Genomic DNA, 10,397 nt, shown 5'->3' on the forward strand with positions numbered 1-10,397 from the left:
AGCCAGCGCCCTCCACCACCGATCGTCAGAAGGAAAACACCGTGGCTGTCACCACCCTCGGCGCAAACACCGCGCTCATCGTGATCGATCTGCAGAAGGGCATTGTTGCGCTTCCATCCGCTCATTTGATGGAGGGCGTGGTACAGCGTGCCGCAGCGCTGGCGACCGCATTTCGTGCGCACGACCTGCCCGTCGTGCTGGTCAACGTCGCTGGCAGTGCGGCCGGCCGGACCGAACGGTTCTGGAGCCCGCAAGAGCTTCCCCCCGACTGGGCCGATCTCGTTCCCGAGCTAAACCGGCAGCCGCAGGACCGTGCTGTGACGAAGCGCACACCGGGTGCTTTCACACACACCGGTCTAGAAGAACTTCTGAAGTCGGCTGGCGTAACACAGGTCGTAATCGTTGGCGTTGCCACCAGCAACGGCGTCGAAGTCACGGCGCGCCAGGCTTATGAGCTGGGCTTCAATGTAACACTGGCGACCGATGCCATGACGGACATGGAGGAAGACGCCCACGCCTGGAGCGGGACGCGCGTTTTCCCCCAGATCGGCGAAAACGGCACAACACAAGAGATCATCGAGCTTCTGGAAAGGGCCGCCCGACCATGAACTGGCTTCACGACCTATCCTATTTGTTCGGCGGCGCATTTCTTGCCAATGCCGTTCCGCATTTCGTCAGCGGCATGACGGGGCGGGCCTTTCAGAGCCCGTTCGCCAAGCCGACGGGCGTCGGCCTTTCCTCCTCTACGGTGAACGTCCTTTGGGGATTTGCGAACTTCGTCATCGCCTATCTTCTCATCGCCTGCGTCGGCGCTTTCGATTTTCATGCCCCGGATCAGGTCATTGCCACAGGCCTGGGCATCTTGCTTATTGGCATTTTCAGCGCCCGGCATTTCGGTCGCCTCCATGGCGGAAACGCGTCGACGGATGCCTGACGACGCGAAAAAGGACATGTCCGCTAAGATCGACGCGTCGGCAGAAGCTGCCCAAGACGACCAGCTCGATCCCTCCGTCTGGAAGATTGCTGCGGTCGCGCTGTTCGGCGGCTTGCTCGCACAACTCGACGCGACGATCGTCAACGTTTCGCTGTCGAACCTGGCAAGCGAGCTGCATACTACGCTTTCGACAATCCAGTGGGTCACGAGCGGCTATCTGCTGGCGCTTACCCTCGTCCTGCCGCTGAACGGCTGGTTGGTCGGCCGCGTCGGTGCGAAGGCGCTCTATCTCTGGTGCTTTGCAGGTTTTGCGCTCACCTCGGCGCTGTGCGGCCTTGCCTGGTCTGCGAATTCCTTAATCGCCTTTCGTGTCCTGCAGGGCATCACCGGCGGCCTGCTCGCCCCCATGGCGCAGATGATGATTGCCAGAGCCGCCGGCAGGCACATGGTCCGCGTCGCTGGCTACATGGTGCTGCCAGTCTTGTTGGCACCGGTTCTCGGACCAGTCGTCGCCGGTACCATCCTGCAATATGCTTCCTGGCGCTGGCTGTTCTTCGTCAACCTGCCGGTTGGGGCACTGGCCTTTCTGCTTGCCGTCCTGTTTTTGCCGAACGACCGCGAGGAGACGACGCACAAGAAGCTGGATTGGGTCGGCCTCGCGTTGCTGTCGCCCGGACTGGCCCTATTCCTCTTTGGTTCGGACAAGATCGGAGAGATCACGGGCCGCATCTCTTTTGCGGTCGGCATCATGATGATGGCTGGTTTCCTCTGGACCGCTCGGCGAAAAGGCGACGCGGCGCTGGTCGACCTGCGTCTGTTCAAAGGGAAAGTGTTCGCGATCAGTGCCACCACCCAGTTCCTGTCGAACGGCGTCCAGTTCGCGGGCCAGATGCTCATCCCGGCCTTCTTGATCGGCGCCTGCTGCCGTGCGCCCACCGAAATGGGCTGGATGCTGGCGCCCCTGGGCCTCGGGATGACGGTGACCTACCCCCTGATGGGGACGCTGACGGACAAGTTCGGAACGCGCTTTGTCTCGGCGGGAGGCGCCTTTCTGACCTTTATCGCCACGACGGCCTTTCTCTATCTCGCCCTTGAAGGTCTCAACCTCTTCGTGCTCGTCCCGGCGCTTTTCTTGAGGGGGATGGGCATGAGCGCCGTCGGCTTGTCGGCCATGGCCGCGGCCTATGCGTCTGTCCGCAAGCAGGACCTGCCGATGGCGACGACCTCACTCAATATCGTTCAGCGGCTTGGCGGACCGACAGTGACGACGCTTTGCGCGTCCTTTCTGGCATGGAAATTGGGATCACAGGCTACGGGTCACGCGGCTTCCATTGCCTATGCATGGGCATTTATGCTGCTTTGTGGTTTTCACGGTCTCACCTTTCTCGCCGCGACCCAGCTGCCGCGCAGGGTGGACAAAGTCGCGACTCAAAAGTAACGACCGCGCTCCGTGCCGGTAATCTGGCCGGCTTGAGCACCTCTGCCTTTCATCACAAGTTCAAGGCGCTGCCCCTGATGAGGCCGCTGGAGTGCCAGAAACGACTTCGCCTTCTCGAAGCGCACAAGTTGATGTTGTCCGAAAAGGCGACCGCTGAGCAGTCGGCCTTCCAGGTTGGTTACGCCAGCCCGTCCCGGTTCAGCCGGGATTACCGGAAAGTCTTCGGCGTCCCGACCCGACGCGACACCGACGTGAAGGTGTAGCAGCATTCGGTTGGCGCCGTCCGGCCCGACCAAGGTTCCGTGTTGATTATCCGGGAGCCGGCAATCGCACCTGCAGCATCGCTGTTTGTATCAGGGGCGCCCAAGGGCTCGATGTGGTCATGCGCCGCCGCGGCAGGCTCCTCGCCCAGGCGAGCCAGATCTGCGGGGCGCTGACGGCCCGAAGCGGGCGTTCGGGCCTCGGAGCCGCATTTCCAAAGATCCGAGGCTGACAGTGCAAACATTCCGGCGGTTTGTCGCACCCGTTATCCCTGTGTGGTTGGCCGGACCACAATACTACCAACTTCGACATCAGCCGGCTGTTCGAGAGCATAGAGGATTGCTCGGGCGATCGCCTCCGGGGCTATTCCGATATCGCCCATCCGACCGTCGATCATCTCTCTGACAGAAGGATCCGTGATAGTTTGCGTGAAGTTGGTCGAAACCATGCCCGGAGACACCTCGGTCACCCGCAGGTTCGGTCCCGCCTCCTGCCTGAGCGCCTCGGTCGCCGTTCGCACTGCATTCTTGGTCGCGGCATAGACGCCCATCGTCGGCAGGATCTTCAGTCCCGCCGTCGAAACGACGTTGATGACATGCCCGCAATCCTGGCGGGTGAAGACCGGAAGAGCGGCCGCAATTCCGTAGAGCGTGCCGCGAAAGTTCACATCGATCATCGCGTCCCACTCCTCAACGCGCAGCGCGTCGAAGCGCGAGATCGGTCCAATTCCGGCATTGTTGATGATGGCATCGAGCCTGCCGAACCGCTGAACCGCGGTTTCAACAAGTCCTTCAAGGTCGGCGCGGCGGCGCACATCCGTCGCCTTGTGCGCCGCTTTGCCGCCCTCGGCGGCGATCTCTGCGACAAGCTGTTCAAGGATCGGTTCGCGTCGGGCACCCAGAACCATCGTTGCGCCTTGGGCCGCCAGCAGTGTTGCTGTGGCACGTCCAATTCCGCTGCTTGCGCCGGTAATGGCGACGACTTTACCTTCGAGTGTCATGAGCTGCGACCCTTTCGGTCTGTTTCGCTTGCCACGGATATATGTTACCAACGCAAGATGATCGATACTAAGAAGTCCATCAATTTGTCGCAATCGTCTACATCTCAGCCAGACCCACTCTCCGACGTGCTTGAAGTGCTCGGCGCCCGCGTGATGCGACAGACCCGCCTGGAGGCTGCAGGGGATTGGGCGCTGTCGTTCCCTGCAATGGACCGGTTGAAATTCGTGGCCATGCTGCGAGGGACGTGCTGGATGCAGACTGAGGGACGCGCGCCGCAGCTGATGCAGGCCGGGGATGTCTGCCTGATCGGGAGCACGGACTATGCCGTTTCCAGCGACCCAATGCTGCCGCCGGAGGACGGTCGGCACCTCTTTGAAGATCCCCGTCGCGACTTCGTCCGCATCGGCGGGGATGAGGTGGTTTCGATTGGTGGAACAGTCACCTTTTCAGGGCCGAACGCCGATTTCCTGCTGGAGATGTTGCCGGACTTCATCCCTGTTCAGTGCCACATGGCAGGGGCCAATGCCATATCGACCATCCTGTTCTTCATCTCGCAGGAGATCGAACGAGGTGCTATCGGCTCCACGATCGTGAGTGCACGCTTGGCAGACCTTCTGCTGGTCGAGACATTTCGCGCGCATGCGGAGCAGGCCGGACCTGCACAATGCGGATGGTTCGGTGCGTTGTCCGACCCTCGGATCGGCAAGGCCCTGCAAGCCCTTCATGCAGATGTCGCACGCGTCTGGACTGTGGCCGATATTGCGGCTGTCGCTGGAATGTCACGGGCCGCTTTCTCGGCAGAATTCAGTCGTCGCATCGGCCAGCCACCTCTTTCTTATTTACGCTCCTGGCGCATGACCCTCGCACGTAGACGTTTGCTTCAGGGTGAAGCCATTGTCGCCGACGTTGCCCATGCAGTCGGGTACCAGTCGCAAAGCGCGTTTTCGCAGGCGTTTCTGCGCACTTTCGGGTGCTCGCCGAGTGCGGACGCGCGCGGGAAGGCTGGCGCCTCAGCACCTTGAAGTTCCAGCGGCATTAATGGCCTCAGCGCGACGGTCGCTTTGGGCTCGGTTTCCTTATGAGTCGCTGCCGAACAGCCTTCGATCTGGGGCCGCTCTGAATGTCCGCTTCCATCCTGGCTGGATGATCCGATTGCCGCTCCAGCGAAGGTCCGGAATCCGCCTTGCGCGGGCACTCGATCAAAGTGCAAGAAATGGCAGCTTTGCAGATAGGACCGACAGCCGCCTAAGGACCGAATTCGGGGCGCGAAGCGGTCGGCGGAGTGTGGCGCATTGCTGATCCAATGCCGAGCACCGCCCTGGCGGCGCACATTGTCTCGTTGATCTGAGGACCGTTCCCTTCCTCTTTCCAAATGGTGGGTGCTCCCCGTGCTCGCTTCCTTCACGCCCCAATAGCGTTTCGTGCAGCTGCGCGCGGGTCCGCGCCTGCCTTTGGCACATTTGGAAATTCACCTTCCCGTCTCGCCGACGGGCAGGGTTTGGAGCAGGGCTCCAATCCCGGCCCGACAAAGAAGGAGAGACGAATATGTTCACGACAGAAACGAGCAGAACCGCCCAGATCGCAAAGCTGAATGACACTTTGCGGCAGTTCTTCTGCATAGGCCGCGTTGTCCAGACGCTCGGAATTTCGGCACTGGACGCCGACACGCAATCGGCCATCCGCGAGAAGGTCGTGGCCTATGACGATTTCACGCAGGACAACGACCCCTATGGCGAACGTGACTACGGCGCGTTTGATCATGACGGCCATAAAGTCTGCTGGAAGATCGACTACTATGCACCGGACATGCTGCACGCCTCGGAAGACCCGGCCGACAGGAAGAAGACCGTTCGCGTTCTGACGATCATGCTGGAACACGAGCGCTGATCGCAACAGTGCTGCCTGCCGCTTCAGCGGCAGGCTGTAATCGCACTGTGAAGGCCATGCAAAATGCAGTATACAGGACAGGAAGGAGAACCGGAGTGGCGGTTTTGGCATTTGACACATTGAAGGCAGCGAACCGGCTGAAAGAGGCCGGGTTTGATGACAAGCAGGCGCAAGAGCTTGTCTCGACCTTTGCCGAGGGCGTTGGCGAGAATATCGCAACGAAACACGATATTGAAAAGCTGGAAAGCAAGATCGAGGCTCTTGGTCAGAAGATGACGATCAAGCTTGGGAGCCTGATGGTCGCGGGCGTTGCCTTTCTGGCGCTTCTGGACCGGCTTTTCCCGCCCGCGTGATTGCGACAGGCAATCATCGTTTGAATTTTCGATGGCCGCGTGAGCGGCCTTTTTGCTGCGGCGTCTGCGGCGTTTTTTCCACCCCGAAGGGGCAGAGCAGGCGGAGGCTGAACGCGCTTCCCAACGCGCTGTAGAGAAGCCGGAGCCTGTGGGAAAGGCGGGCTTTGAATGGCTATTTCGGAACGTCGATTGACCCGTCTGCCAATCCCTTCGCCATGTTTGACAAAACGAGTGCATAGCGATGGAGCACCGGAAAATTCATGATCTCTGCTTCGAAGGACGATCGAAGCGATTTGCCGAGAAGGGTTTTGAAATCCGGCATCACGTCGGACATGTTGATGAACAGTCCAAAATCATCAGCACCGGCGTGATACAGATCGCTGGCCTTTTCATCAAGCCGGGCCATGACTTCAAGCATTTCGTTTCTGGTCAAATTTCAGGTTCCGGCCTGGCCTTCGAATTGGGGTTGAGAATTTCATCGAACAATTCTTTGTCACCGTCGCGGGTGAGGAATTCCGGCAGTTCGGCTGTGATCCATTCCCGTACCTTTCCGACGAACTGCTGATCGGCCTTGTGTTCGAGACGATGGAGCAGAAACGCGCCGAGCAGCACCTTGCGGCGGGTGTCTCGGCTGCGTTCCTGCTTGCCCAGTCTGGCCTTGAGGGTCTTCTTCTGCTGTTCGAGTTCAGCGAGCCTTTGCTCGATCGATTTCTGCGCCATGGATGGTCTCCTGTCTGATGAGGCCGGAGACTAGCCGGCGCGTCGTGAAGCTCAAGAATAACCTATCTATCACATTGTTATATTTCCATTTTCCCTGCCTTTGCCGGACAAGTTCGTTTCATTGCCTTTCCTGTCCGACGCGCGCTGCAGTCGCCACACCGATGTGGTCTGAAGCGGGAGCTTCAGAACCGCGAAGGGCGCACTTACGAGTTGCTGCGCAACTCAGCGCGCCGATCCTCCTTTCGGGATCGGAGCATGATGAGACGGCATCGGGGCACGGGACGTGGCGATCTACCATTTCAGCATGAAGCCGGTCTCGCGGTCGTCTGGTCGCAGTGCCGTCGCGGCGATCGCCTATCGCGCCGGTGTCTGCCTCACCAACACCCGCGATGGCATCACCCATGACTACACCCGCAAGCAGGGGGTCGCCCATGCCGAGATCTTGCTGCCCGATGGTGTCGATGCCGCCTGGGCCCGTGACCGCTCTGCCCTGTGGAATGCCGCCGAGCATTGTGAGAAGCGCAAGGACGCCCGCGTCGCCCGCGAATTCGTCGTCGCCCTGCCGCATGAGCTGGATCGGGGGCAGCGGCTTGAGGCCGTGCGGTTGATGGCGGGCGAACTTGCAGACCGTTACGGTGCAGCGGTGGATTTTGCCATCCATGAACCGCATGAAGCAGGCGACGTGCGCAACCACCACGCCCATCTTCTGATGACCACGCGGCAGGTCACACAGGCTGGCCTCGGCGACAAGACCCATCTGGAACGGGAGAACAAATGGCTGCTGGAACAGGACCTGCCAACCACCGACATGCAGCTGAAGGATCTGCGCCAGACCTGGGAGGATATCGCCAATGCACAACTGGCCACCGCCGGTCTCGATATCCGCGTTGACCAGCGCTCCCACAGCGCGCGCGGACTTGAGATCATCCCGACCGTGCATGTCGGTGTTCACGCCACGCAGATGGAGCGGCAGGGCAAGGCGGTTTCGCGGTTGCGGCTTACCCCGGACGATGCCGCCTACAATGCCGATCTGATCCGGGAAAAGCCGGAACAGCTGCTTTCCGTCATCACGGCGGAAAAAAGCGTGTTTGACCGTTGCGATATCGCACGGACCCTGCATCGCTATATCAATGACGATGTTCAGGACTTCCAGAACGCCTTTGCCGAGGTGATGGCCTCGAAAGCGCTGGTTGAGTTGCAGGCCGAGCAGGTTGATCAAAAGACAGGGGAGATCAGCGCCGCCCGCTATTCAACGCGTGAAATGGTTGAAATCGAGTTCGGCATGGCGGAAGCGGCGGTGCGGATGGATGAAGCGGAAGATCACGGTGTCGATCAGCGGCACGTTGAGAACGCCATCGCGCGGCAGGATGTCGCCATTCAGCGCAGCAGCGGTGATCTGACGGCGGGGCTTTCTGACGAACAGCGCGGGGCGATTGCCCACATCACCGGGGCGGAACGAATTTCTGTCGTTGTCGGTTTTGCCGGGGCTGGAAAGTCAACGATGCTGGCAGCGGCGCGGGAGGCCTGGGAGGCGGAAGGCTACCGCGTTCATGGTGCTGCCCTTTCGGGCAAGGCGGCCGAGGGGCTGGAAGAAAGTTCAGGCATTGCAAGCCGGACGCTTGCCTCGTGGGGTATGAGCTGGAAGAACGACAAGCGCCTTCTCGGCCGTGGCGATGTGTTTGTGATTGACGAGGCCGGCATGGTTGGCAGCCAGCAGCTGGCCCGTTTCATCAACGAGGTCGAAGAACGCGGTGCGAAGGTCGTTCTGGTTGGCGATCATGAGCAGCTGCAGGCGATCGGCGCCGGTGCACCATTCCGGGCGATTGCCGAGACGGTGGGCCATGCGGAACTGTCGGAGATCCGCCGTCAGCGCGAGGACTGGCAGCGGGACGCGTCCATTGCCTTTGCCACGCACCGGACAAGGGAAGGACTGGACGCCTATCGCGAACAAGGTTCCGTCGCGATCACGGAAACCGACGAAGATGCGCGCCAGGTCCTGGTTCGCAATTATCTTGCCGATTGCGCAGAACGGCCGGATGGAACCCGCCTTGCGATGGCGCATCGCCGCAGCGATGTGCGGGCGCTGAATGATGCGATCCGATCCGCATTGCAGGAGCGGGGTGAGCTGGGGCAGATGCCGATCATGGGCGATGATGCCGGAGAAGCAACGTTCCGCACCCAGGATGGCGAGCGGCAATTTGCGGCCGGTGACCGCCTTGTCTTCCTTGAGAACAATCGCGATCTCGGCGTGAAGAACGGCATGCTGGGGACGGTGACAGAGATTGAGGTGGACGAGGCCGGCGCCGGCGCCGCCATTGTCGTCCAGCTTGACGGCCGCGACGGTGAAGCGGTCCGGGTTCCGATGGGCGACTATCAGGCCATAGACCACGGCTATGCGACGACCATTCACAAGAACCAGGGAGCGACGGTGGACCGGGCCTTTGTCATGGCCTCGGCCTCGATGGACCGGCATCTGACCTATGTCGCTATGACCCGCCACCGCGACAGCGTTCAGCTTTATGCCTCGGAAGAGGCCTTCAGCCATGGCGGCCGCCTGGTCGCGCATGGGGTCGCGCCTTATGACCATGAAACGGCCAATCGCGACAGCTATTTTGTGACGCTTGAGGATCGAAAGGGCGAGCAGCGCACGCTCTGGGGTGTGGATCTCAAACGGGTGATGGAGGCCGAAGCGCCCGAGATCGGCGCGAAGATCAGCCTGCAGCATGTTGCGGCCGAGCCTGTCCGGCTTCCGGACGGAACGGTTACACACCGCAACAGCTGGTCGCTTGTAACGGGGCCGGAACTGACGTGGAAAGGCGTGCAGGAACGGTTGTCGCGCTCGGGCGTCAAGGAGACGGCGCTGGATTATCTCGAAGCCTTTGCCGCCAAGCGGGGCATTGCCGAGGCAATGGGCATCGAGAGTGAGATTGAAGTGCCGGTGGATACAATCGTGCGGACAAGGGGTACTGATATGGAACAGGGTGTCGAGAACCGGGCCGCGACGGCGGAGGAATACCGTGCGGGCCTGATCGCTGAGGTCAAGAGCCTTGCGGCGCGGGATCAACTTGATGATGGCGAGCGCAGGCAGTTTGTCCAGTCCGTGGATGCACTACTCGACAAGGAACAGCGGCGAGAACTGGGCTGCGGCAATAGCGATGCGCTGTCGGAAGTCATGCCCGACAACCGCGAGCGCTTCGACGTTGCCGAGAAATATCTTCACGCCGAACAGAGCTTTGGAAAGAACCGTGAGGCTGCTCTTACAGTTGTTGGTATTGAGCGAAATCTTTGGAAGGATGAGGTTGTCTCGGAAATTCGTGTCTTTGCCGGGCGCAACGATCTAGCTGAAGGAGAACAGCAACGTTTTGTGGAGGCCGTTGACTCCTTGCTCGACAAGGATCAGCGCCGCGAGATCGGGTGTGGCGAAAGCAGCGCCCTGTCCGATGCCATACCCGACAGACGAGAGCGGTTTGACCTCACCGAAAAGTACCTGCATGCTGAACAGAGCTTTGGCAAAAACCGCGAGGCTGCTCTTGCAGTTGTTGAGGCAGAGCGGGAGCTTGATGCTTTGGACCGGCAGCAGGAAATCCAGGTCAACCGGGAACGGCTCGATAAAGTCTACCGCGACCGCGAGCAGGATGACGGACTGGATCTTTAAGTAGTTTGTGCGTCTTGCGCGGGCGTTGTCCTGACCAGGGACTTGCAATGGGCCGGGCCCCGCAGCGCAGCTGTTACCCCAGCCCAGCCGCCTTTCGCAAATCATCATTCAGCCGCGACTGCCAGCCCTTGCCCGTGGCTTTGTAGTG

General features: G+C 60.6%; 12 protein-coding genes. 8 read left to right on the forward strand and 4 right to left on the reverse strand.

Going from position 1 to position 10,397, the window contains the following annotated elements; translation table 11 throughout:
• Nucleotides 1–41 precede the first annotated feature (41 nt).
• From FJU08_RS21905 to FJU08_RS23015, 4 genes are read left to right on the forward strand one after another with little or no spacing between them, the layout of a single operon-like run.
• On the forward strand, nucleotides 42–608 hold the full coding sequence (locus tag FJU08_RS21905; protein ID WP_141151178.1) for a cysteine hydrolase family protein: 567 nt from the start codon (nucleotides 42–44) through the stop codon (nucleotides 606–608).
• Nucleotides 605–934 (forward strand): hypothetical protein, encoded by a 330-nt coding sequence (locus tag FJU08_RS21910; RefSeq protein ID WP_141151179.1) that lies wholly within the window; start codon nucleotides 605–607, stop codon nucleotides 932–934. The genes FJU08_RS21905 and FJU08_RS21910 overlap by 4 nt, the downstream gene beginning before the upstream one ends.
• Nucleotides 927–2,372 (forward strand): DHA2 family efflux MFS transporter permease subunit, encoded by a 1,446-nt coding sequence (locus tag FJU08_RS21915; protein WP_210245302.1) that lies wholly within the window; start codon nucleotides 927–929, stop codon nucleotides 2,370–2,372. The genes FJU08_RS21910 and FJU08_RS21915 overlap by 8 nt, the downstream gene beginning before the upstream one ends.
• Before the next feature lie 32 nt (nucleotides 2,373–2,404).
• Nucleotides 2,405–2,635 carry a helix-turn-helix domain-containing protein gene (locus FJU08_RS23015; protein ID WP_210245303.1) on the forward strand — a complete coding sequence of 77 codons (231 nt, stop codon included), beginning with the start codon at nucleotides 2,405–2,407 and terminating at the stop codon, nucleotides 2,633–2,635.
• Between the two features lie 263 nt (nucleotides 2,636–2,898).
• On the opposite strand, the gene FJU08_RS21925 is transcribed toward FJU08_RS23015, so the two are convergent.
• A complete protein-coding gene (locus FJU08_RS21925; protein ID WP_141151181.1) occupies nucleotides 2,899–3,633 on the reverse strand; it encodes an SDR family oxidoreductase in 735 nt (244 codons plus the stop codon).
• A 57-nt stretch (nucleotides 3,634–3,690) separates the two neighbouring features.
• Between FJU08_RS21925 and FJU08_RS21930 the strand changes: the two genes are divergently transcribed.
• The 3 genes from FJU08_RS21930 (at nucleotide 3,691) to FJU08_RS21940 (ending at nucleotide 5,874) form a co-directional block, all read left to right on the forward strand.
• Nucleotides 3,691–4,656: an AraC family transcriptional regulator gene (locus FJU08_RS21930; RefSeq protein WP_181409995.1), complete on the forward strand. Its 966-nt coding sequence runs from the start codon at nucleotides 3,691–3,693 to the stop codon at nucleotides 4,654–4,656.
• 523 nt (nucleotides 4,657–5,179) lie between these two features.
• Nucleotides 5,180–5,521: a DUF3768 domain-containing protein gene (locus FJU08_RS21935; protein WP_141151182.1), complete on the forward strand. Its 342-nt coding sequence runs from the start codon at nucleotides 5,180–5,182 to the stop codon at nucleotides 5,519–5,521.
• Nucleotides 5,522–5,616: 95 nt separating this feature from the next.
• Nucleotides 5,617–5,874, forward strand: coding sequence for a CCDC90 family protein (locus tag FJU08_RS21940; RefSeq protein WP_141151183.1), 258 nt, complete (start codon nucleotides 5,617–5,619; stop codon nucleotides 5,872–5,874).
• Nucleotides 5,875–6,046: 172 nt separating this feature from the next.
• Here FJU08_RS21940 and FJU08_RS21945 read toward each other — a convergent pair whose 3' ends face one another.
• Both FJU08_RS21945 and FJU08_RS21950 read right to left on the reverse strand, forming a co-directional pair.
• On the reverse strand, nucleotides 6,047–6,307 hold the full coding sequence (locus FJU08_RS21945; protein WP_235890936.1) for an arylsulfatase regulator: 261 nt from the start codon (nucleotides 6,305–6,307) through the stop codon (nucleotides 6,047–6,049).
• Nucleotides 6,304–6,594, reverse strand: a complete 291-nt coding sequence (locus FJU08_RS21950; protein WP_141151184.1) for a mobilization protein — start codon at nucleotides 6,592–6,594, stop codon at nucleotides 6,304–6,306. The genes FJU08_RS21945 and FJU08_RS21950 overlap by 4 nt, the downstream gene beginning before the upstream one ends.
• A 283-nt stretch (nucleotides 6,595–6,877) precedes the next feature.
• On the opposite strand from FJU08_RS21950, the gene traA reads away from it, so the two are divergent.
• Nucleotides 6,878–10,249 carry a Ti-type conjugative transfer relaxase TraA gene (gene traA, locus FJU08_RS21955; RefSeq protein ID WP_141151185.1) on the forward strand — a complete coding sequence of 1,124 codons (3,372 nt, stop codon included), beginning with the start codon at nucleotides 6,878–6,880 and terminating at the stop codon, nucleotides 10,247–10,249.
• Nucleotides 10,250–10,322: 73 nt separating this feature from the next.
• Here the strand turns inward: traA and FJU08_RS23275 are convergent.
• Nucleotides 10,323–10,397 (reverse strand): BrnA antitoxin family protein (locus tag FJU08_RS23275; RefSeq protein ID WP_141150973.1); only part of this gene is annotated, 75 nt, incomplete at its 5' end.

This window comes from Martelella alba (assembly GCF_006516955.1).
Taxonomy (GTDB): Bacteria; Pseudomonadota; Alphaproteobacteria; order Rhizobiales; family Rhizobiaceae; genus Martelella; species Martelella alba.

Excerpts from the sequence above, each read along its gene's own strand:
- FJU08_RS21930 (WP_181409995.1), top strand. The coding sequence starts at position 3,691 with ATGATCGATACTAAGAAGTCCATCAATTTGTCGCAATCGTCTACATCT.
- FJU08_RS21950 (WP_141151184.1), bottom strand. The coding sequence starts at position 6,594 with ATGGCGCAGAAATCGATCGAGCAAAGGCTCGCTGAACTCGAACAGCAG.
- FJU08_RS21915 (WP_210245302.1), top strand. The coding sequence starts at position 927 with ATGCCTGACGACGCGAAAAAGGACATGTCCGCTAAGATCGACGCGTCG.
- FJU08_RS21925 (WP_141151181.1), bottom strand. The coding sequence starts at position 3,633 with ATGACACTCGAAGGTAAAGTCGTCGCCATTACCGGCGCAAGCAGCGGA.
- FJU08_RS21910 (WP_141151179.1), top strand. The coding sequence starts at position 605 with ATGAACTGGCTTCACGACCTATCCTATTTGTTCGGCGGCGCATTTCTT.
- FJU08_RS21935 (WP_141151182.1), top strand. The coding sequence starts at position 5,180 with ATGTTCACGACAGAAACGAGCAGAACCGCCCAGATCGCAAAGCTGAAT.